Annotated in this window: 18 protein-coding genes; 12 read left to right on the top strand and 6 right to left on the bottom strand. The window is 72.0% G+C overall.

All coding sequences use genetic code 11. The features are described from left to right. The first annotated feature begins 60 nt into the window (after positions 1 to 60). From ABEA82_RS14670 to ABEA82_RS14655, 4 genes are read left to right on the top strand one after another with little or no spacing between them, the layout of a single operon-like run. Positions 61 to 852 carry an enoyl-CoA hydratase family protein gene (locus ABEA82_RS14670; protein ID WP_345661892.1) on the top strand — a complete coding sequence of 264 codons (792 nt, stop codon included), beginning with the start codon at positions 61 to 63 and terminating at the stop codon, positions 850 to 852. Beyond that, entirely contained in the window at positions 849 to 1,712 is an 864-nt protein-coding gene (locus tag ABEA82_RS14665; RefSeq protein WP_345661891.1) for a CoA transferase subunit A, read from the top strand. Before ABEA82_RS14670 ends, ABEA82_RS14665 begins: the two co-directional genes overlap by 4 nt. Continuing rightward, positions 1,709 to 2,479: a CoA-transferase subunit beta gene (locus ABEA82_RS14660; protein ID WP_345661890.1), complete on the top strand. Its 771-nt coding sequence runs from the start codon at positions 1,709 to 1,711 to the stop codon at positions 2,477 to 2,479. The genes ABEA82_RS14665 and ABEA82_RS14660 overlap by 4 nt, the downstream gene beginning before the upstream one ends. Then, on the top strand, positions 2,476 to 3,615 hold the full coding sequence (locus ABEA82_RS14655; protein WP_345661889.1) for an NAD(P)H-dependent flavin oxidoreductase: 1,140 nt from the start codon (positions 2,476 to 2,478) through the stop codon (positions 3,613 to 3,615). The genes ABEA82_RS14660 and ABEA82_RS14655 overlap by 4 nt, the downstream gene beginning before the upstream one ends. Here ABEA82_RS14655 and ABEA82_RS14650 read toward each other — a convergent pair. From ABEA82_RS14650 to ABEA82_RS14640, 3 genes are read right to left on the bottom strand one after another with little or no spacing between them, the layout of a single operon-like run. Then, positions 3,535 to 4,521 (bottom strand): acyl-CoA dehydrogenase family protein, encoded by a 987-nt coding sequence (locus tag ABEA82_RS14650; protein ID WP_345661888.1) that lies wholly within the window; start codon positions 4,519 to 4,521, stop codon positions 3,535 to 3,537. The two genes, ABEA82_RS14655 and ABEA82_RS14650, sit on opposite strands and share 81 nt — an antisense overlap. Next, positions 4,521 to 5,690: an acyl-CoA dehydrogenase family protein gene (locus ABEA82_RS14645; protein WP_345661887.1), complete on the bottom strand. Its 1,170-nt coding sequence runs from the start codon at positions 5,688 to 5,690 to the stop codon at positions 4,521 to 4,523. Before ABEA82_RS14645 ends, ABEA82_RS14650 begins: the two co-directional genes overlap by 1 nt. After that, entirely contained in the window at positions 5,690 to 6,547 is an 858-nt protein-coding gene (locus tag ABEA82_RS14640) for an enoyl-CoA hydratase (protein WP_425588519.1), read from the bottom strand. Before ABEA82_RS14640 ends, ABEA82_RS14645 begins: the two co-directional genes overlap by 1 nt. 90 nt (positions 6,548 to 6,637) lie before the next feature. Here ABEA82_RS14640 and ABEA82_RS14635 point away from each other — a divergent pair, with 90 nt between their 5' ends. From ABEA82_RS14635 to ABEA82_RS14625, 3 genes are all read left to right on the top strand, one after another. Continuing rightward, complete coding sequence (locus ABEA82_RS14635; protein WP_345661885.1) at positions 6,638 to 7,426, top strand: SDR family oxidoreductase; 789 nt, start codon at positions 6,638 to 6,640, stop codon at positions 7,424 to 7,426. A gap of 15 nt (positions 7,427 to 7,441) precedes the next feature. Further along, the gene (locus ABEA82_RS14630) at positions 7,442 to 8,071 is read left to right on the top strand and encodes a TetR/AcrR family transcriptional regulator (RefSeq protein WP_345661884.1); all 630 of its coding nucleotides are present in this window, start codon (positions 7,442 to 7,444) and stop codon (positions 8,069 to 8,071) included. 67 nt (positions 8,072 to 8,138) lie between these two features. After that, a complete protein-coding gene (locus ABEA82_RS14625; protein WP_345661883.1) occupies positions 8,139 to 9,296 on the top strand; it encodes an acetyl-CoA C-acetyltransferase in 1,158 nt (385 codons plus the stop codon). 43 nt (positions 9,297 to 9,339) lie between these two features. Here the strand turns inward: ABEA82_RS14625 and ABEA82_RS14620 are convergent, their stop codons facing one another. After that, positions 9,340 to 10,803: an aldehyde dehydrogenase family protein gene (locus ABEA82_RS14620; RefSeq protein ID WP_345661882.1), complete on the bottom strand. Its 1,464-nt coding sequence runs from the start codon at positions 10,801 to 10,803 to the stop codon at positions 9,340 to 9,342. A gap of 185 nt (positions 10,804 to 10,988) precedes the next feature. Here ABEA82_RS14620 and ABEA82_RS14615 point away from each other — a divergent pair, with 185 nt between their 5' ends. The 3 genes from ABEA82_RS14615 (at position 10,989) to ABEA82_RS14605 (ending at position 15,817) form a co-directional block, all read left to right on the top strand. Beyond that, on the top strand, positions 10,989 to 13,418 hold the full coding sequence (locus ABEA82_RS14615; protein WP_345661881.1) for a SpoIIE family protein phosphatase: 2,430 nt from the start codon (positions 10,989 to 10,991) through the stop codon (positions 13,416 to 13,418). Positions 13,419 to 13,479: 61 nt separating this feature from the next. Beyond that, on the top strand, positions 13,480 to 14,175 hold the full coding sequence (locus tag ABEA82_RS14610; RefSeq protein ID WP_345661880.1) for a TetR/AcrR family transcriptional regulator: 696 nt from the start codon (positions 13,480 to 13,482) through the stop codon (positions 14,173 to 14,175). Between the two features lie 85 nt (positions 14,176 to 14,260). Next, positions 14,261 to 15,817 carry an MDR family MFS transporter gene (locus ABEA82_RS14605; RefSeq protein WP_345662354.1) on the top strand — a complete coding sequence of 519 codons (1,557 nt, stop codon included), beginning with the start codon at positions 14,261 to 14,263 and terminating at the stop codon, positions 15,815 to 15,817. 35 nt (positions 15,818 to 15,852) lie between these two features. Here ABEA82_RS14605 and ABEA82_RS14600 read toward each other — a convergent pair whose 3' ends face one another. Then, complete coding sequence (locus ABEA82_RS14600; RefSeq protein ID WP_345661879.1) at positions 15,853 to 17,082, bottom strand: acyl-CoA dehydrogenase family protein; 1,230 nt, start codon at positions 17,080 to 17,082, stop codon at positions 15,853 to 15,855. 78 nt (positions 17,083 to 17,160) lie between these two features. Beyond that, positions 17,161 to 18,180 (bottom strand): amino acid ABC transporter permease, encoded by a 1,020-nt coding sequence (locus ABEA82_RS14595; protein ID WP_345661878.1) that lies wholly within the window; start codon positions 18,178 to 18,180, stop codon positions 17,161 to 17,163. A gap of 540 nt (positions 18,181 to 18,720) precedes the next feature. On the opposite strand from ABEA82_RS14595, the gene ABEA82_RS14590 reads away from it, so the two are divergent. Continuing rightward, on the top strand, positions 18,721 to 19,857 hold the full coding sequence (locus ABEA82_RS14590) for an LLM class flavin-dependent oxidoreductase (protein ID WP_345661877.1): 1,137 nt from the start codon (positions 18,721 to 18,723) through the stop codon (positions 19,855 to 19,857). Then, positions 19,854 to 20,351: a GNAT family N-acetyltransferase gene (locus tag ABEA82_RS14585; protein WP_345661876.1), complete on the top strand. Its 498-nt coding sequence runs from the start codon at positions 19,854 to 19,856 to the stop codon at positions 20,349 to 20,351. Before ABEA82_RS14590 ends, ABEA82_RS14585 begins: the two co-directional genes overlap by 4 nt. The last annotated feature ends 5 nt before the right edge of the window (positions 20,352 to 20,356 follow it).

Raw genomic sequence — 20,356 nt, 5'->3', positions numbered from 1 at the left:
GTGCTCCGCTGCTACCTTCGTGCCTAACAAACGTTTGGTGGAAAGGTAGCTGATCCGCTCATGGGTGTCTCCACCACAAGCCCCGAAGAGGGCGTCACCGTCATCACCGTGGACTTCCCACCGGTCAACGCCCTCCCCGTCCAGGGCTGGTACGACCTGGCCGCCGCGGTGCGCGCCGCCGGATCCGATCCCGGCGTGCGCTGCGTCGTCCTCGCCGCGGCGGGGCGCGGGTTCAACGCCGGTGCGGACATCAAGGAGATGCAGCGCACCGAGGGGCATGCGGCGCTCATCGGCACCAATCGCGGTTGCTACGAGGCGTTCGCCGCGGTCTACGAATGCGAGGTTCCGGTGGTCGCGGCGGTGCAGGGCTTCTGCGTGGGCGGCGGCATCGGCCTGGTGGGCAACGCCGATTCGGTCGTGGCGAGCGACGACGCGACCTTCGGGCTGCCGGAGCTGGACCGGGGCGCGCTCGGCGCGGCCACCCATCTCGCCCGGCTGGTCCCGCAGCACCTGATGCGGACGCTGTACTACACCTCGCGCACCGTGACGGCCGAGGAACTGCACCGTCACGGCTCGGTGTGGCGGGTCGTCCCGCGCGAGCGGCTGCACGCCGCGGCCATGGAACTGGCCAGGGAGGTCGCCGCCAAGGACGGGTTGCTCATCCGCTTCGCCAAGGCGTCGATCAACGGCATCGACCCCGTGGACGTCCGGCGCAGCTACCGCTTCGAGCAGGGCTTCACGTTCGAGGCCAACCTCAGCGGGGTCTCGGACCACTACCGCGAGGCGTTCGTGTCGTCCAAGTCGTCCAAGTCGTCCGAGTCGTCCAAGTCGTCTGAGGGGGAAGCGCGTTGAGCGACAAGACGATGACCGCCGACGAGGTGGTCGGGCGTCTGCGCAGCGGCATGACGATCGGGATCGGCGGCTGGGGATCCCGGCGCAAGCCGATGGCACTGGTCCGTGCGCTGCTGCGCTCGGACGTCACCGGCCTCACCATCGTCTCCTACGGAGGCCCGGACGTCGGGCTGCTCGCCGCGGCGGGCCGGATCCGTACGCTCGTGGCCCCGTTCGCCACCCTCGACTCCATCCCGCTGGAGCCGCACTTCACCGCGGCCCGGCAGCAGGGCGGTCTCGAACTCGTCGAACTGGACGAGGCGATGTTCATGTGGGGCCTGACCGCCGCCGCCCAGCGGCTGCCCTTCCTGCCGGTCCGGGCCGGTCTCGGGTCCGACGTGATGAGGGTCAACCCGCACTTACGCACGGTGATCTCCCCCTACGAGGACGGCGAGGAGTTCGTCGCGGTCCCGGCCCTGCGCCTGGACGCCGCGCTGGTCCACCTCAACCGGGCGGACGCCCAGGGCAACGCGCAGTACCTGGGGCCCGATCCGTACTTCGACGACCTCTTCTGCCAGGCCGCCGACGCCGCGTACGTCTCCTGCGAGCAACTCGTCGACACCGCCGACCTGCTCAAGGACGCGGCCCCACAGACCCTGCTGGTCAAGCGCGCGTTCGTGACAGGCGTGGTAGAGACACCCAACGGCGCGCACTTCACCTCCTGCGCACCCGACCACGACCGCGACGAGGCCTTCCAGCGCGCCTACGCCCTGGCCGCCCGCGATCCGGAGGCCTGGCATACGTTCACCGACCGTTACCTGTCCGCGGACGAAGAGACGTACCAGGCCGCGGTCGCGGCATTCCACGAGGAGCGGGCGTGAGCAGTCCTACGACGAACACGACGACCCGGGCAGAGTACTGCGTCGTGGCCTGCGCGGAGGCATGGCGCCATGCCGGGGAGGTCCTGGCCAGTCCCATGGGCACGGTTCCCGCCATCGGCGCGCGGCTGGCGAAGCTGACCTTCGCGCCCGATCTGCTGCTGACCGACGGCGAGGCGCTGCTGATCGGCGATGTCACGGCGGTCGGCTCCCGCGCCCGGGTGGTGGAGGGCTGGCTGCCCTACCGGCAGCACTTGGCCCTCGCGGCCACGGGACGGCGGCACGTGATGATGGGCGCCAGCCAGATCGACCGCCACGGCAACCAGAACATCTCCTGCATCGGCGACTGGGCCCGCCCCACCCGGCAACTGCTGGGCGTACGGGGTGCGCCCGTCAACACTGCGAACAACCCCACGAGTTACTGGGTGCCCAGGCACTCCCGGCGCGTCTTCGTCGAGCGGGTCGACCTGGTGTGCGGAGTCGGCTACGACCGTGCCGCCGAGGCCGGCCCGTCGGCCACCCGGTTCCACCACGTCACGGAGGTCGTCAGCGACCTGGGCGTCTTCGACTTCGCCACCCCGGACCACACGATGCGGCTGCGCTCGCTGCACCCGGGGGTCACGGTCGAGCAGGTCGTCGAGGCCACCGGCTTCACGCTCACCGTCCCGGACGAGGTGCCGCACACCCGGGAGCCCACCGCCGAGGAGCTGCGGATCGTCCGGGAGGTCGTCGACCCGACGGGCGCCCGCGACCGTGAGGTGCCCGCATGAGCGGCGCCACGATCGCCACCGCCCTCACCGAACTGGTCGGAGTGCGCACCCCCATCGTCCAGACCGGCATGGGGTGGGTGGCAGGCCCCCGCCTGGTCTCCGCCGCCGCCGACGCCGGTGCCCTCGGGATCCTGGCGTCCGCCACCATGACCCCGGACCAGCTCCGTTCGGCCGTACGTGAGGTCAAGTCCCGTACGGACGCGCCTTTCGGGGTCAATCTGCGGGCCGACGCCGCGGACGCGGGGGACAGGGTGCGGATCATTCTCGACGAGGGCGTGAAAGTGGCCTCGTTCGCACTCGCGCCGCGGCCGGAACTGATCGCCCGTCTGAAGGACGCCGGAGTCGTCGTCATCCCCTCCGTGGGCGCCCGGCGGCATGCCGAGAAGGTCGCGGCCTGGGGCGCCGACGCCGTTCTCGTGCAGGGAGGCGAGGGCGGCGGCCACACGGGCAGCGTCGCCACCACCGTGCTGCTGCCGCAGGTCGTGGACGCCGTGGAGATCCCGGTGATCGCCGCCGGCGGATTCCGGGACGGACGCGGCCTGGTGGCGGCTTTGGCCTACGGCGCCGCCGGAGTGGCCATGGGCACCCGCTTCCTGCTCACTTCCGACAGCACCGTCCCCGACGCCGTGAAGGCCCGCTACCTGGCGGCGGGCGTCCAGGACGTCGTCGTCACCACCAAGGTCGACGGCCTGCCCCACCGGATGCTGCGCACCGACCTCGTGGACGCCCTGGAGCGGTCCGGCCGCACGGCCGCCCTCCTGCGCGCGTTCCGCCATGCCTCCGCCTTCAGGCGGGAGTCAAATATGAGCTGGGCCGGCCTGGTGCGTGACGGCCTGGCGATGAAGCACGGCAGACAACTGACCTGGAGCCAGGTCCTCCTGGCGGCCAACACCCCGATGCTCCTCAGGGCCGCGATGGTCGACGGCCGCACCGACCTCGGCGTGATGGCCTGCGGCCAGGTCGGCGGACTGATCGACGACCTCCCCTCCTGCGCCGAACTCGTCGAAAGGATCATGGCGGAGGCACACGCCACGCTGGGGCGGCTGCCGGCCCCGTCATGCGAGCACCCGGGCGCGGCATGCGGCCGGTGTGCCCCAGGCGTCGCGCAGCGGGCGGGCCTTGCGGATCCACAGTGACAGGTCCAGTTCCCAGGTGTAGCCGAGGGCGCCGTGCAGTTGCAGGGCCGTACGCGCCGCAGCGTGGGCGGCTTCGCCTGCCGCCACCTTCGCCGCGGCGACTTCCCGGCCCGCCGCCGGATCGTCCGCCGCCAGGGTCAGGGCCGCGGCGTGCACCAGCGGCTGGGCGAACTCCAGGGCGACGAGGGTGTCGGCCAGGCGGTGTTTCACCGCCTGGAACGAGCCGACGGCCACCCCGAACTGGGTGCGCCGCCGGACGTACGCAACGGTCCGTTCCAGCAGGGTGCGTCCCAGCCCGAGCGCCTGCGCGGCCGTGGCCAGCGCCGCGACATCGGCGGCGTGCGCGGCTGCCGCCGCGACCTCCGGTCCCTCCAGCAGGACGGCCCCGCCGAGCGGGCGGGCCAGTCGCCGCGCCGGGTCGGCCGACGGCTGCACCGGGCCGTGCGATTCCGCGAGGCGTACGGTGTCGCCCGCCACGACGAACACCGCGTCGGCGGCGTCGGCGTCCAGGGCGTACGGGCTGCCGCCGGGGGAGGGGACGCACAGGGACGCCACAGCCTCGCCGGACGCGAGCCGCGGCAGCCAGTCACGGGCCGCGTCGCCCCCGAGCCGGCCCAGCAGCGCACCGGCGGCCGCCGTCTCGGCCAGCGGGCCGGGAACCGCATGGCGGCCCAGTTCGCCGAAGGCGACGGCGAGTTCGACGGGCAGCGGACCCAGACCCCCGTGCTCCTCGTGAACGGCGAGGGCGAAGACGCCGGCCTTCGCGAGCCGGGCCCACAGGGCGCGTCCGGGCCCGGGATCGCCGGACGCCCAGGCCCGTACGACGCCGGGTGTGCCGGCGGATCCCAGCATGCCGTCCAGAGAGCGGGCGAACTCCCGCTGCTCGTCGTCGAGGAGGAACCGCATCAGCGGCGGCCCTTCGGCAGGCCCAGCAGCCGCTCGGCGATGATGTCGCGCTGGATCTCATTGGTGCCGGCGTAGATCGGCCCGGCCAGGGAGAACGTGTGCCCCTCCGCCCAACTTCCGTGCGCAGGTGCCTCGGTGGCCTCGTCGGACAGCTCGCCGTAGGGGCCGAGCAGATCGAGGGCGGTCTCGTGCAGGGCGATGTCCAGCTCGGACCAGAAGACCTTGTTGAGGCTGGACTCGGCGCCGATCTCCCCGCCCGCGGCGATGCGCGAGGCATGGGCGTAGGTGAACAGCTGGTAGGAGCGGGCGCCGATCACCGCGTCGGCGACCCGGTCGCGCAGCGCCGTGTCGCCGGGGTCGGCGGTGGTGCGCCACAGCGCGGTCAGCCGGTCCGCCGCGGCGGTGAACCGGCCGGGGCTGCGCAGGGTCAGCCCGCGCTCGTTGCCGGTGGTGCTCATCGCGACCCGCCAGCCCTGGCCCGGCTCGCCGATGACGTCCTCGTCCGGTACGAACACGTCGTCGAGGAAGATCTCGGCGAAGGCGGGCTTGCCGTCCAGCCGCCCGATGGGCCGAACGGTCACCCCGTCCGCGTCCAGTGGGAACATCAGGTACGTCAGGCCCCGGTGCGGCCGGTCCGCCTCCGGTTCGCTGCGGAACAGGCCGAACGCGCGGTCGGCGAAGGCCGCCCGGGACGACCAGGTCTTCTGGCCGCTGATGCGCCAGCCGCCCTTCGCCCGCACGGCGGTGGACCGCAGCGAGGCCAGGTCGGACCCCGCCTCCGGTTCGGACCAGGCCTGTGCCCAGATCACCTCACCGCTCGCCATGGGCGGCAGGACGCGCTCACGCTGCTCGTCGGTGCCGTGCTCGAAGAGGGTGGGCGCGAGGAGGCTGATGCCGTTCTGGGAGACCCGGGCCGGCGCGCCGGCCCGGTGGTACTCCTCCTCGAAGATCAGCCACTCCAGCAGGGAGGAGCCCCGGCCGCCGAACGCCTCGGGCCAGGAGACCACCGACCAGCGGTTGGCGAACAATGTGCGCTCCCAGTCCCGGTGGGCGGCGAACCCCTCGGCGGTCTCCAGCGACGGGAGCGGGAGGGCCGGCACATGGGAGGCGAGCCAGTCCCGGACCTCGGTGCGGAAGGCGTCCTCGGCCGCCGTGAAGTCGGGGTCCATCAGCCGCCCGCCTCCTTCATCGCGCGCACGTCCATCCCGCCGAGCGGGTCGTCGCCCGTCTCCGCGTTGTGGGCGTGGGCGAGATGGTGCAGCCCGAAGACCGAGTCCAGCCCCGAGTGCAGGCCCTGGAGGTCCTCGGCCTGATTGACGGCCCGCTTCGTCAGCGCCAGTCCCATCCGGGGCATCGCCGCGATCCTCTCCGCCAACTCCAGGCTGTGCCGGCTGAGTTCCTCCCGGGGCACGACCCGGTTGACCATGCCGACCTCGTAGGCGCGTCGCGCGCTCATCCGGTCGCCGGTGTAGAGGAACTCCTTGGCGATCCGCGGCGGCATCACCCACGGGTGGGCGAAGTACTCCACCCCCGGGATGCCCATACGCACCACCGGGTCGGCGAAGAAGGCGTCCTCGGAGGCGACGATCAGATCACAGACCCAGGCGAGCATCAGCCCCCCGGCCACGCACGCACCCTGCACCGAGGCGATGACCGGCTTGGGCAGTTCGCGCCACCGCCGGCACATGCCCAGGTACACCTCGGACTCGCGGGCGAAGCGGCTCTCCGCCCCCGACTTACGCGAGTGGTCCCACCACAGCCCGGCCCTGCGGTCGAACGGCAGATGCGCGTCCCGCTCCGGGGTGCCGATGTCATGGCCCGCGGAGAAGTGCCGCCCCGCTCCGGCGAGGATTACGACCCTCACCTCGTCGTCGTCCGCCGCCCGGTAGAAGGCCCGGTCCAGGGCGTAGGTCATGGCGGAGTTCTGGGCGTTGCGGTATTCGGGCCGGTCCATCGTCACCAGGGCGACGGAGCCGCGGCGCTCGTAACGGACGGGCTCCGAGGGCGTGGTGCGGGCAGTGGGCATCCGCATCCTCCTTCCCTAACAAGTGTTTGGTAGGTTAACCTACGGTGCGTCAGCCGTCGAGAGACGCCGGGAGCCCCGGGAGGTACGCCCATGACGTCGGCCCCGCCGCCGTACCTGCCGGGCCATCACCTGCTGGACGGCCGTACGGCCGTCGTCACCGCCGCCGCCGGTGCCGGGATCGGCGGCGCGACCGCCCGGCGGCTGCTGGAGGAGGGCGCCCGGGTCGTGGTCTCCGACGCCCACGTCCGCCGGCTCAAGGCGTCCGAGGCGGAACTGGCCGGTGAGTTCGGCGCGGACCGCGTCACCGCACTGCCTTGCGACGTCACGGACGAGGAGCAGGTCGGCGCGCTGTTCGAGCACGCCGAGGAACAGCACGGACGCCTGGACATCGTCGTCAACAACGCGGGCCTCGGCGGCACCGCCGACCTCGTCGACATGACCGACGAGCAGTGGGACAAGGTCCTCGACGTCACGCTGAGCGGCACCTTCCGCTGCACCCGCGCCGCGCTGCGCCGGATGAAGGCCGCGGGCGGCGGCGGTGTCGTCATCAACAACGCCTCGGTGGTCGGCTGGCGCGCACAGCGGGGGCAGGCGCACTACGCCGCCGCGAAGGCCGGGGTCATGGCGCTCACCCGGTGCGCCGCGGTGGAGGCCGCCGCGTACGGCGTGCGGGTGAACGCCGTCTCCCCGAGCCTGGCCATGCATCCGCACCTCGCCAAGGTCACCACCCCTGAGCTGCTGGAGGAACTGACCGGCCGGGAGGCCTTCGGACGCCACGCCGAACCGTGGGAGGTGGCCAACGTGATCGTGTTCCTGGCCAGCGGCTACTCGTCGTACCTGACCGGCGAGGTGCTGTCGGTCAGCAGCCAGCACCCGTGAGGCGAGAATGGCCCGGTGCCGAACAGCAAGAGCAACAGCGACCGTAAGAAGAGCTCGGTGAGCCCGCCCGAGCGGCGCGAGGAACTCCTGGCCATCGCGGCCCAGGTGTTCGCCGCGCAGGGCTACAACGCCACCACCGTCCGCAAGATCGCGGACGCGGCGGGGATGCTGGCGGGCAGCCTCTACTACCACTTCGACTCCAAGGAGTCGATGCTGGACGAGATCCTCTCGGGCTTCCTGGACGAGCTCTGGGCACGGTACGACGCCGTGCTCTCCGCCGGGCTCGGCCCCCGGGAGACGCTGGAGGCCCTCGTCACCGAGTCCTTCCGGGAGATCGACCGCCACCTCGACGCGGTCGCCATCTACCAGAAGGAGTCCAGACACCTCGGGACGCAACCGCACTTCGCCTATCTCGTCGAGTCGCAGCAGAAGTTCGAGAAGGCGTGGCTGGGCACGCTGGAACGCGGAGTGTCCGCCAAGGTCTTCCGCGCCGACCTGGACGTACGGCTCACCTACCGCTTCGTGCGCGACACGGTCTGGGTCGCCGCGTCCTGGTACCGGCCCGGCGGTCGGCACAGCCCGGAGGAGATCGCCCGCCAGTACCTGTCGATGGTGCTGGAGGGCATCGCGCCACGCGACTCGTAGGCGGAGCCGCACATCGCAGACCCGCACCTCGCAGACACGGAGAAGCGAACACGGAGAAGGAGACGCCATGGCCGAGGCCTACATCGTCGAAGCGGTGCGCACCCCGGTCGGCCGGCGGGGCGGCGGGCTGTCCGCCGTCCACCCGGCCGACCTCGGCGCGCACGTGCTGACCGCGCTGATGGAGCGCTCCGGCGTCGACCCGGCCGCCGTCGAGGACGTGATCCTCGGCTGCCTCGACACCGTCGGCCCGCAGGCCGGTGACATAGCCCGCACCAGCTGGCTGGCCGCCGGACTGCCGGAAGAGGTGCCCGGGGTGACGGTCGACCGTCAGTGCGGCTCCTCGCAGCAGGCCCTGCACTTCGCCGCACAGGGCGTCCTCTCCGGCACCCAGGACCTGGTCGTCGCCGGCGGTGTGCAGAACATGTCGCAGATCCCCATCGCCTTCGCCACCCGGCAGGCAGCCGAACCGCTGGGCCTGACCGAAGGGCCGTTCGCCGGCTCGGTCGGCTGGCGGTCCCGCTACGGCGACCGGCCCGTCAACCAGTTCCTCGGCGCCGAGGAGATCGCCCGCAAGTGGGACATCACCCGGGAGGCCATGGAGGAGTTCGCGCTGCGCTCCCACCAGCGGGCGATCCGGGCGGTCGACGAGGGCCGCTTCGACCGGGAGACCGTCGCGTACGGCGACATGACCCACGACGAGGGGCCGCGCCGCGACACCAGTCCCGAGCGGATGGCCGCACTGCAGCCGCTGGTGGAGGGCGGCCGGCTGACGGCCGCGCTCTCCTCCCAGATCTCCGACGGCGCCTCGGCCGTGCTCCTCGCGTCGGAACGGGCCGTACGGGAGCACGGTCTGGCCCCGCGCGCCCGCGTCCACCACCTCTCGGTGCGCGCCGAGGACCCGATCCGCATGCTGTCCGCCCCGATCCCCGCCACCGCGTACGCCCTGAAGAAGTCCGGGATGACGCTCGACGACATCGACCTGGTCGAGATCAACGAGGCCTTCGCGTCGGTGGTACTGGCCTGGCTGAAGGAGACCGGCGCCGACCCGGAGAAGGTCAACGCCAACGGCGGCGCGATCGCCCTCGGCCACCCCCTCGGCGCCACCGGTACCCGGCTGATGACCACGCTCCTGCACGAACTGGAACGCACCGGCGGCCGCTACGGCCTGCAGACGATGTGCGAGGGCGGCGGTCAGGCCAATGTGACCATCGTCGAGCGCCTCTGACGCGACGGCGCCCCGCCGGCGGCCCCCGCCCTCACCCGCAGGGTCACAACGACCCGGGCGCCGTCATCCAGCGCCACTGGGTGAACTGCTCCAGGCTGGCGGTCCCGCCGATGCGGGAGGCGTTGCCCGAGACGCCCATGCCGCCGAACGGCGCGTTCGCGGCGTCCTTGGCGGACACGTCGTTGATGTGGATCATGCCGGTGCGCAACCGCTGCGCGAAGGCGGTCGCCCGGGGGACGGACCGGGAGTGGACGGCGGCGGTCAGGCCGTAGGCGGTGTCGTTGGCGATCTCCACGGCCTGGTCCTCGCCGTGGAACGGGATGACGGGAGCGACAGGTCCGAAGATCTCCTCGGTGAAGACCGGCATGGTCCGGTCGACGCGGTCCAGCACGGTGGGCGGATAGAAGAGCCCCTTGCGGGTGCCCCCGGCCAGCACACGCGCCCCGCCGGCCACGCTCTCGTCCACGATCCGCTCGATCCGGGCCGCCTGCCGCTCGCTGATGACCGGACCGATCGCCACGCCGTCGGCGCGGGGGTCCCCGATGGGCAACGCCTTCGCCTGCCGGACGAGCGCCTCGATGTACGCCTCGACGACATCCGCGTGCACCACATGGCGTCCGGCGGCGACGCAGGCCTGGCCCTGATAGCCGAACGAGCTGACGGCCCCCGCCGCGGCGGCCGCCTCCACGTCCGCGTCCGACAGCACGACGATCGAGTTCTTGCCGCCCAGCTCCAGCGACACGCGTTTGAGCCCCTCGCCCGCGACCCGGGCCACTTCCCGCCCGGCCTCGGTCGAGCCGGTGAACGAGACCATCGCGACATGCCGGTCGGCGACGACCGCGCGCCCGGTCTCCGCGCCGCCGGGAAGGACGTGCAGCACGCCGTCGGGCAGCCCGGCCTCCTGGAACAGCCGCGCGACGAGAACACCGCCGGACACCGGGGTGAGTGGGTCCGGCTTGAGCAGCGCGGCGTTGCCGAGGACCAGCGCCGGCGCCAGTGCCCGCATCGCGAACAGCAGCGGCGCGTTCCACGGGGCGATGACCCCCACCACCCCGAGCGGCACCCGCCACGCCAGACTCGTCCCGCCGGGCACCTGCGGGGTGAGGACCTCGCCCGGGGGCAGCGACGCGAGCCCGATCGCGTGCTGCAACTGACCGAGCCCGGCCGCGATCTCGTAGTCGCCCTTGGCGGGGACGCCACCCGACTCCTGGACGATCCATTCGCGGACCGCCTCGCTGTGCTCACGCAGGGCACGATCGGCACGCGACAGGACGTCGATCCGTTCCGACACCGTGGCCGCCGCCCATGCCGCCCCGGCCCGGGCCGCCCGGGCACCGGCCCGCGCGACATCCGCCGGGGAGGCCACGCCCACCTCCGCCAGTGGCTCGCCGGTGGCCGGTTCGATCACCCCGAGGGTGCCGCCCTCGGCGGCCCGCCAGCCCTCGCTGTAGATCCTTCCGGTCCACTCGGCCGCGCTGGGCCAGGTCCGCTCGCCGGTGACAGTCATGTCACGCCCTCCGCCCTGGTCGGTGGATCCGGGCCCCGGCCCTCCCGCGCGGCCGTTCAGCGTTCCAGGCCATTCAACTCGGGAAAGGGGGTATCTGCCATTCTTGGGACATAGATGAACGAAAGGGAAAGAGCGCGGCAAGAATGCGGCAAAAACACTGAGCGGCTGAGGCGGATTGAGGCTTCATGGCGAGATCAGCGTCCGTTCCGGGTGAGGACCGCGGTGCCTCGCCGCAGGACCTCGTCGACGAGGCGGGCACCGCGAAGGCCGTCGTGGACGAACGCGGCATCGTCCGGGGATGGAGCGAAGGGGCCCGCAGGCTGCTCGGCTACCGGGACTCGGAGGTCGTCGGCCGGTCAGGGGCCGCACTGCTCGCCCACGGAATCCCGCCGGACCTGCCCGGCTCCCTGAACACCCTCCCCAGGTGGAGCGGAAGGGTGACGCTGCTGCACCGCGAGGGGCGCCCCTTGACCGTGAACCTGCTGGCACACCTCCGGCAGGACGGCGACGGCCAGGACGAGTGGCTGTTGCTCGCGGCGGTCACCCCTTCCCGGGTCAGCCCCGATGACGACGGGTTCCTCAGGAGGAGCTTCACCCAGTCCACCTGCACGACGGCGCTGTACGACACCCGCCTGCGGCTGGTCATGGCGAACGCGGACATGGAACGGGTGATCGGCCTGCCCGAGGAGGCGATGCGCGGGCTGCGCGTCTCCGAGATCGTGCACCACCCGCAGGCCGACCGCACCGAGCGGCACATGCGGCGTGCGCTGGAGACCGGCCGGCGGCAGGACCTCGAGGTGTCGCTGCACCTGGCGGGCCACGAACGCGCCACCGTGTGGACGGTGGCCCTGGCCCCGGTGCGGGCGGCCGACGGCCGGACGCAGGGTGTGCTGCTCTCGGCGCACGACATGACCGAGCAGCACCTTTCCCGGCAGCGGCTGGCCCTGGTGAACGAGGCGAGCCGGCGCATCGGCAGCACGCTCGACCTGGTCCGTACGGCGCAGGAACTCGCCGATGTGGCCGTCCCCCAGCTCGCCGACTTCGTCACCGTCGACCTGCTGCCCTCCATCGAGGGCGATGCGGACCCGCCCTCGGGAGCCCCCCGCGGCCCTGTGCGGCTACGTCGGGTCGCCCACCAGTCGGTTCTCGAGGGCTGCCCCGAGACGGTGGTCCCGAACGGGACCGTGGCCGTCTATCCGCACCGGTCGACGGCGGCCGAGTGCCTGGCCGCGGGCCGGCCGCTGATCCAGCGGGTCACCGCCGAGGCGATGGAGTACGTGCTGCGCCAGACCCCCGAGCGGGCCGAACGCATGCGACGGTTCGGGTTCCACTCGGTCCTGGCCGTGCCCCTGCGGGCACGGGGCATCACCCTGGGCGTGGCCACCTTCTCCCGCCACCGGACCCCGGAACCCTTCGAACAGGACGACCTGCTGCTCGGCCAGGAGATCACCGAGCGGGCCGCCCTCAGCATGGACAACGCACGCCGCTTCACCCGTGAGCGCACCACCTCCCTCACCCTGCAGAGCAGTCTCCTGCCGCAACGGCTGCCCGAGCAGTCCGCCCTCGACATCGCCTCCCGCTATCTGCCCGCCAGCGCACAGGCCGGGGTCGGCGGCGACTGGTTCGACGTCATCCCGCTGTCCGGTGCCCGCGTCGCACTGGTCGTCGGCGATGTCGTCGGTCACGGCATCCAGGCCTCGGCCTCCATGGGGCGGCTGCGGACCGCCGTCCGAACCCTGGCCGACGTGGACCTCCCGCCCGACGAACTGCTGACCCACCTGGACGACCTGGTCACCCACCTGGCCGCGGGAGCCGACACCGCGGGCGAGGTCGGAGCCACGTGCCTGTACGCCGTGTACGACCCGGTGTCCCGCCGATGCTCCCTGGCGCGCGCGGGGCACCCCGTCCCGGCGCTGGCCACACCGGGCGGTGTGGTGGAGTTCCTCGACATCCCGGTGGGGCCTCCTCTGGGGCTGGGCAATCTGCCCTTCGAGGCCGTCGATCTGGAACTGCCCGAAGGCAGCGTTCTCGCGTTGTACACCGACGGCCTGGTCGAATCCCGGTTCCGTGACATCGACGACGGCATGGACACCCTGCTCCAAGTGCTGGGGCGGTCCGGCAGCTCGCTCGAGAGCACCTGCGAAGCGGTGCTGCGGGCCATGCTCCCGGACCGGCCGGCCGACGACGTGGCCCTGCTCGTGGCCCGCACCCGCGCCCTCGACGCCGCCCGCGTGGCCACCTGGGAGGTACCCCCCGACACCGCCGCGGTCGCCGCGGCACGCAAGAACGCCTGCCGGCAGCTGGCCGACTGGGGTCTCGACGAGTACGTGTTCGTCACCGAACTCGTGGTCAGCGAGCTGGTCACCAACGCCGTCCGGCACGCACGACCGCCCATCGAACTGAGGCTGATCTACGACCGCGCCCTCATCTGCGAGGTGTCGGACGGCAGCACCACCGCCCCGCACATGCGCCGGGCCCGCACCTATGACGAGGGCGGCCGCGGACTGCTCCTCGTCGCCCAGCTGTGCCAGGGCTGGGGCGCCCGGCAGACACCCAACGGCAAGATCATCTGGGCTGAGCAGGCGTTCCCCGAGGCGGGACTTCCCGACGCGTGAGTGTCCGGCGGGCGCGGAGCGGACTTTTTGCAGAGTCTGCATCTTTGCGTACTATGAAAATATGACGGAGGGGAACCCGGCGGGCGTCGGGCTGCGTGAGCGGAAGAAGCGGGCGACACGCGCCGCGCTGGTCGCGGCCGCGGTGCGCCTGGCCGCCGAGCACGGGGCGGAGAACATCACCGTCGACGCGATCAGCGAGGCGGCCGGGGTGTCCGCTCGCACGTTCTTCAACTACTTCGACTCCCGTGACGACGTCTTCGTGATGATCGGTGCCGAGTCGAGCGCGAGGGTCCGGGACGCCGTGCTGGCGGCGCCCTCCGGCCTCTCCCCGTTGCGGGTGCTGCGCGACGCCATGGCGACCGAACTGGCGGAGGTCGAGCAGCACCAGGAACTGTGGCGCCTGTACTCCGAGGTGCTGCGCCGCTCGCCGCATCTCCTCGCGCGCAGTCTCGGCGCCCACATGGCCGACGAACTCGCCCTGGCGGAAACGCTCGCCGAGCGCATCGGCGCCGGCTCCCCGCTCTTCCGCGAGGACCGCACCGAGCCGGCGTCGCCGGACGACGAACGCCGCAGGCGGGCACTGGGCCTCTACCCGCGCCTGCTCGCCGCTGTCGGCGTCACCGCGGTCCGGGTCGCCGTCGAGCACTGGTGCGTCCGGCAGGACGACCTCGCCTTCGTGGATGTCTTCCGGGAGACGTTCGAGCATCTCGCCGCCGGCCTCCCGGCCCCGTCAGCGGCGGAACCGGCGGACCGGTAGCCCCGCGTCGCCATCGCCCTCTCCACACCGTGAAAGAGAACAAGTGAATCCTTCAGCGGCGCCCGTCGAGGCGTCACCGTCCGCCATGTCCAACCGGCAGATACTCCAGGCCATGTCAGGCCTGATGGCGGGCATGTTCGTCGCCATCCTGGCCGGCACCGTGGTCTCCAACGCCCTGCCCCGCATCATCGCCGACCTCGGGGCCAGCCAGTCCTCCTACACCTGGGTCGTCACCGCCGAACTGCTGGCCATGACGGCGACCGTGCCCCTGTGGGGCAAGCTGTCCGACCTCTACAACCAGAAACTGCTGCTCCAGCTCTCCCTGGGCCTGTTCGTCGTGGGCTCGCTGCTGGCCGGCTTCTCCCACGACGTGGGGCTGCTCATCTTCAGCCGGGTGGCGCAGGGCGTCGGGGCCGGCGGCCTCACGGCACTGGCCCAGGTCGTGATGGCCGCGATCATCCCGCCGCGCAGGCTCGGCCGGTACGCCGGGATCTTCGGGGCCGTGTTCGCCGTGGGCACCGTGGCCGGCCCGCTGATCGGCGGAGTCCTGGTGGACACCTCCTGGCTCGGCTGGCGCTGGTGCTTCTTCATCGGGGTGCCCTTCGCCCTGCTCGCCATCGCCCTGCTCCAGCGCACGCTCCACCTGCCCACCGTCCGCCGCGAGGCGAAGATCGACTACCTGGGTGCCTTCCTGATCGTCGCGGGCGTCTGCGCCCTGCTGATCTGGGTGACGCTCGCGGGCAACGAGTTCGACTGGGCGTCGTGGCAGACGGCCGCGCTGACCGGCGGGGGAGTGCTGCTGCTGGTCCTCGCGGTCCTCGTCGAGGCGAAGGTCGCCGAGCCGGTCATCCCGCTCGGCATCTTCCGCAACCGGACCGTCACGCTCACCACCGTCGCCAGCCTGTTCGTCGGCGTGGCCATGTTCGGCGGCACGGTCTTCCTGTCGCAGTACTTCCAGGTCTCCCTGGGCAAGTCCCCGACCATCGCGGGCCTGATGAGCCTGCCCATGATCCTCGGCCTGCTGCTCTCCTCCACCGTCGCGGGGCAGATCATCAGCTCGACCGGCCGGTGGAAGGTGTACCTCGTCGCGGGCGGCGTCACCATGACCGTCGGGCTCGGACTGCTCTCCACGATCGGGGCCGACACCCCCTTCGGTCTGCTCAGCCTCTACATGGCGATCATGGGTATCGGCGTCGGCATGCTGATGCAGAACCTGGTGCTGGCCGCGCAGAACGACGTTCCCGCGGCCGAACTGGGCGCCGCGACCTCGGTGTTGTCCTTCTTCCGCAGCATGGGCGGCACCATCGGGACCAGCGTGCTCGGCGCGATCCTGGCGAACCGGGTCGCCTCCGAGATGACCAAGAGCCTCCAGGGCGCCAAAGCCGCCGGGGGCGGAGGCCAGGCCGGGCACGGGGGAGTGCCCGACATGAGCGCCCTGCCGGCGCCGATGCGGGACATCGTGAAGCACGCCTACGGGGTCGCCACGGCCGAACTCTTCCTCGTGGCCACGCCCTTCGCGGCGCTCGCGCTGATCGCCGTGCTGTTCATCAAGGAGAAGCCGCTGAAGACCACCAGCGGAATGGAGCGGCTCTCCGAGGAGGCCGGGGACGGAACGCTTCCGCGCGTCGAGGCAGGCACCTGACCGGACGGGATGCCGCAGAGCCCGCCGGTGGCCGGTCAGACGGGGAGGACGAACGGAGGATGCGCGCCGTTGAGGAAGTAGTCCCCGACGTCGCGGAGCCGGTGGGCGACGGGCTCGTACAGGGTGTGGGTACGGGCGTTGCGCCAGAAGCGGTCGAAGCCCAGCCGCGCGGACGCCGAGCGGGCGCCGATGATGTCGAGGGCACGGGCGGTGCACTCCTGCGCGGCCCCGGAGGCGGCGGCTTCGGCCATGGCCACGAGGACGGAGATCTCCGCGTACTCCTCGTAGCCGAGGTCCTCGCCCCGGGCCAGCCCGTCGAGCACGGCATGCCGCCCCTGGTCGGCGAGAGCGGACGCGGAGCGGGTCAGCACCGTGAGCTCCCCGTACGCGGTCAGCACCTGCGGGTCCTGCGGCGAGCCGACCGGCCAGTCGGGGTGCCAGTGGGAAAGGCCGGCCCTGCTGTACTCGCGGGCCTCGGCGAGCACTCCTTCCGCCATGCCGAGACGAAGCTGCACCGACAGGAGTCGGCCCACCGGTGACGCCATCGAGGTCAGGGGCGACAGGGCGTCCTCGTCCACGGCGAGCGAGCCCAGGATGTCCTGCGCGCTGACGGGCACGGAGTCGAACTCCACGCTGCCGCCGGCCGCGAGCCGCTGGCCGAACGGATCGGCGTCACCGTCCGTCACCACGCCCGGAAGGGCGGGATCGACCACGAGGGCCACCGGCTCGCCGGTGTCGGCCCGCACCGCCCGCACGGCGAGGCGGTCGGCGACCAGGGCACCGGCGGCATAGCTCTGCCGGCCGTTCAGTACGTACCCCGTCGCGTTCCTGGCCAGCGCCAGAGCCGGCTCCTGCCGCGCCAGACCACCACCCCAGCACCACTGCTCCGCGGCGGAGCGCTGCTCCAGCCGGACGGCGAGAGCGGGGTCGGTGAGGAGCCGCGCACTCCACGACATGAAGTAGTGACAGCCGAGCAGTTGGCCGATCGCGCCGTCGGCCGCCGCGATCTCCCGGACCACCGCGTAGGCCGTGGTCCAGTCCCCGCCGCCGCCCCCGAGCCCGGCCGGGACGAGGAGCGTCAGCAGCCCCGACTCGCGCAGCCGGGACACCTCGTCGAACGGGGGCTTGCCCGCCTGCTCCCTGGCCACCGCGTCCGTGGCCAGGTCGTCCGCGGTCTCGCGGGCCACGCGCAGCCAGTGCGCGCTCCCCGGTCCGGTCCGGTCGAGCTCGGAGTCGGGGCCGGACGGCGCAGGGGCAACGCCCATGGCTGAGGTCTCCTCACATGGTTGTGTGGGGCATGCACATCATCCTGCGCAGCAGTGCAAGGCCCCGTCAATACTTTCCTAGTAATTCCATAGGGAACGTAGGGAAAGGCGATACGCGGCCAGCCGGGCCCGCAACCGCTGCACCGGCGTGGGCGGCAGGGCCCGCGCGGCCCCGCGGGCGTAGTGGCGCTCGACGTAGAACTGCCCCACGCTGAGCACGGTGGTGACGGCGATGTACCAGAGCGTGGCGACCACGAGCAGCGGGATGACCTGGTACGTCTGGTTGTAGACCAACTGCACCGAGTACAGCAGGTCGTGCACGGCCAGAACGCTGACGATGCTCGTGCCCTTCAGGGTGCCGATCAGCATGTTGCCGGCGGTCGGGACGATCGAGCGCATCGCCTGCGGCACGACGATCCGGCGCAGGGTGCGTGCCCTGCCGATCCCGAGGGCCTGCGCGGCCTCGGTCTGCCCGGCATCGACCGAGAGGATGCCACCGCGCACCACCTCGGCGGCGTAGGCGGCCTCGTGCAGGGTCAGGCCGATGACGGCCGTGAGGGCCGGTCCGAGCAGGTTGACGGTCTTGACGGTGACGAACTGCGGGCCGAACGGGATGCCGAGGCCGAGCGTCGGGTAGAGGGCGCCGATGTTGAACCAGAACAGCAGCTGCACCAGCAGGGGAGTGGACCGGAAGATCCACACGAAACCCCAGCTCAGCGTGGTCAGCACCGGGTTGGCGGACAGCCGCATCACGGCCAGCGGAATGCCGAGCAGAAAGCCGAGCACCATCACCAGCCCGGTGAGCCACAGGGTGAGCAGCAGACCGTCGAGCACGGCGGCACTGGTGAAGTAGCCGCCGACCACGTCCCACTGGAAGGCACGGTTGCGGACGACGGAGTTCACCACCATCGCGAAGAGCAGCAGCGCGACGGTGGCCGACAGCAGGCGGCCGACGCGCCGGCGCGGCACGATCCGTGGGAGATCCTCGGCGGCCCCGGACCTGGGCTCGGAAGCCTGGCCGGAGGTTTTCGCGCCGCCCGTGGACGGTGCGGGCGCGGGGTTGTGGAGCGACGCGGTGAGGTCGGAAGGCGAGGCCATCAGGGCTCTCCAGGGGAGGGAGGCGTGGCGTGGATACGGGGCCTGAGCCCGGCTGGGGCGTCATCACGCTCGCCGCGTCCCTCAACGCGGTGCCGCCGATGGTAAGGGCGGTGCGCCCGGCCGTGTCAACCGGGCACAGGAAAAGCTCACCTCACGTCCGGCATCCGAACCACGGTTGACGAGGAGCGAGTTGTCCTGCTCAATTGGTCGTATGAATGCCGAGCAGCGCCTGGTCATCCGTGGCCACATCGACTTCGGTCGGGTGTGGTCCGCGGCGTGTTGCGCCTGACGCGGCAGCGGGCCGTCTGACCGGCCCTTCCCTCCCTCGGTGTCCCCGTAGCGGGCCGAGTCCTCTTTTCGACACGCGCTGCCGCCGCTCCACCTTGCCAGGGGCCCGCACCCCGGCGTCATCACCCCTGCTCTTCTCCCGGATCACCCCGCCCTGAGGCGCCGTCGCACACGACCGTGCCGAGGGCTGCCCCGCCCTGCCCGCGTACGAACGCGACGCAGTGCCAGAGGACTTGAGGAAAGGCCGTACCCATGCCCGTGGAATTCCTCGGCATCGCCGCGACCAACGACGGTTCCGAAATCACCCCGCGCTCCGGCGCGGCCTTCGACAAGGAGTACACGCTCCGGCTCGCCCGGGCCCACGAGGAACACGGCTGGGACCGGGTGCTGTTCGCCTACGGCTCCGGCTCGCCCGACCCGGCACCGGCCGCCGCCTACATCGCGAGCAGGCTGGACCGGCTCCAGATCCTCCTCGCCCACCGGCCGAACGTCTCGTACCCGACATACGCCGCGAAGACCTTCGCGACCCTCGACCAGATCAGCGAGGGCCGTCTGACCGTGCACTTCATCACCGGAGGCAACGACCGGGAACAGGGCCGCGAGGGAGACGTCCTCACCAAGGACGAGCGCTACGCCCGCACCCGGGAGTACATCCGGATCGTCAAGAAGATCTGGACCACCCACGAGCCGTTCGACCACGAGGGCGAGCACTACCGCTTCCACGACTTCGTCAGCGACGTCTTCCCCGTCCAGCAGCCGCGCCCGAACGTCTCGTTCGGCGGGTCGTCACCCGCCGCGTACGCGGCGGGCGGCGCCGAGGCCGACATCTACTGCCTCTGGGGAGAGCCGCTGGAGAGGACCGCCGAGCAGATCGAGGCCGTGAAGGCGGCGGCCCGTGCGGCCGGCCGCACCGACGTGCCGCGCATCCAGGTGGCGTTCCGCCCGATCATCGCCCCCACCGAGGAACTGGCCTGGGAGAAGGCCCACCGCACGGTCGGCGCGATCAAGGCCCGCAGGGAGCGCGGCGAGGCGGTCACCAAGCGCCACAACGGACAGGCCGGGCCCCAGAACACCGGATCGCAGCGGCTGATCGCCATCGCCGAGGCGGGGGAGCGCTACGACCGCGCCCTGTGGACCCCGACCGCCGCCGCCACCGGCGGCGCGGGCAACTCCAACGCCCTGGTCGGCACCCCCGAGACCGTCGCCCAGGCCCTGCTCGACTACTACGACCTCGGCGTCGACATCCTCTCCGCCCGCGGCTACGACCTGCTGGGCGACGCCATCGACTTCGGGCGTCACGTGATCCCGATCGTCCGCGAGGAGGTCGCCAAGCGGGACGCCGAGCGGGCGGCCCGCGGGACGCAGACCCTCACGGCGGTGCACGGATGACCTCCGCACCGGAACTGACGTTCCTGCACGTCCCCGTCTCCGACCCCCGCGTCGAGCCACTCCTGCGTGAACTCGGCGACGAGTACTCCAGACGCTACGGCGGGGACGCGCACGCCGAGATGGCCCGCTACCCGGACGAGGAGTTCACCGCACCGTACGGCGGTCTCCTCCTGCTGCTCCTGGAGCGCGGCGAGCCCGTCGCGGGCGGCGCCTTCCGCCGGTACGACCCTGCCACCGCCGAACTGAAGCGGATCTGGACGCACTCCGCCCACCGGCGGCGCGGGCTGGCCCGGCGCGTCGTCGCCGAGCTGGAGGCCGAGGCGGCCCTCCGCGGCTACCGGCGGATCTACCTCACCACCGGTCCGCGCCAGCCCGAGGCCCGCGGCCTCTACCTCACCACCGGCTACACCCCCCTGTTCGACACGGACGCCGACCCGGAGACCATCGGCCCGCTGCCGTTCGAGAAACACCTCTCAGAGGTCCGCACGAAGTGAGCATC

The sequence above is a fragment of the Streptomyces venetus genome (assembly GCF_039540295.1).
Lineage (GTDB): Bacteria > Actinomycetota > Actinomycetes > Streptomycetales > Streptomycetaceae > Streptomyces > Streptomyces venetus.
This window is presented reverse-complemented; position numbering and strand designations above follow the sequence as displayed.

Coding starts and splice junctions, on each gene's coding strand:
- ABEA82_RS14670 (WP_345661892.1), top strand. CDS start 61: ATGGGTGTCTCCACCACAAGCCCCGAAGAGGGCGTCACCGTCATCACC.
- ABEA82_RS14655 (WP_345661889.1), top strand. CDS start 2,476: ATGAGCGGCGCCACGATCGCCACCGCCCTCACCGAACTGGTCGGAGTG.
- ABEA82_RS14650 (WP_345661888.1), bottom strand. CDS start 4,521: ATGCGGTTCCTCCTCGACGACGAGCAGCGGGAGTTCGCCCGCTCTCTG.
- ABEA82_RS14645 (WP_345661887.1), bottom strand. CDS start 5,690: ATGGACCCCGACTTCACGGCGGCCGAGGACGCCTTCCGCACCGAGGTC.
- ABEA82_RS14640 (WP_425588519.1), bottom strand. CDS start 6,547: ATGCCCACTGCCCGCACCACGCCCTCGGAGCCCGTCCGTTACGAGCGC.
- ABEA82_RS14635 (WP_345661885.1), top strand. CDS start 6,638: ATGACGTCGGCCCCGCCGCCGTACCTGCCGGGCCATCACCTGCTGGAC.
- ABEA82_RS14625 (WP_345661883.1), top strand. CDS start 8,139: ATGGCCGAGGCCTACATCGTCGAAGCGGTGCGCACCCCGGTCGGCCGG.
- ABEA82_RS14620 (WP_345661882.1), bottom strand. CDS start 10,803: ATGACTGTCACCGGCGAGCGGACCTGGCCCAGCGCGGCCGAGTGGACC.
- ABEA82_RS14615 (WP_345661881.1), top strand. CDS start 10,989: ATGGCGAGATCAGCGTCCGTTCCGGGTGAGGACCGCGGTGCCTCGCCG.
- ABEA82_RS14610 (WP_345661880.1), top strand. CDS start 13,480: ATGACGGAGGGGAACCCGGCGGGCGTCGGGCTGCGTGAGCGGAAGAAG.
- ABEA82_RS14605 (WP_345662354.1), top strand. CDS start 14,261: ATGTCCAACCGGCAGATACTCCAGGCCATGTCAGGCCTGATGGCGGGC.
- ABEA82_RS14600 (WP_345661879.1), bottom strand. CDS start 17,082: ATGGGCGTTGCCCCTGCGCCGTCCGGCCCCGACTCCGAGCTCGACCGG.
- ABEA82_RS14595 (WP_345661878.1), bottom strand. CDS start 18,180: ATGGCCTCGCCTTCCGACCTCACCGCGTCGCTCCACAACCCCGCGCCC.
- ABEA82_RS14590 (WP_345661877.1), top strand. CDS start 18,721: ATGCCCGTGGAATTCCTCGGCATCGCCGCGACCAACGACGGTTCCGAA.
- ABEA82_RS14585 (WP_345661876.1), top strand. CDS start 19,854: ATGACCTCCGCACCGGAACTGACGTTCCTGCACGTCCCCGTCTCCGAC.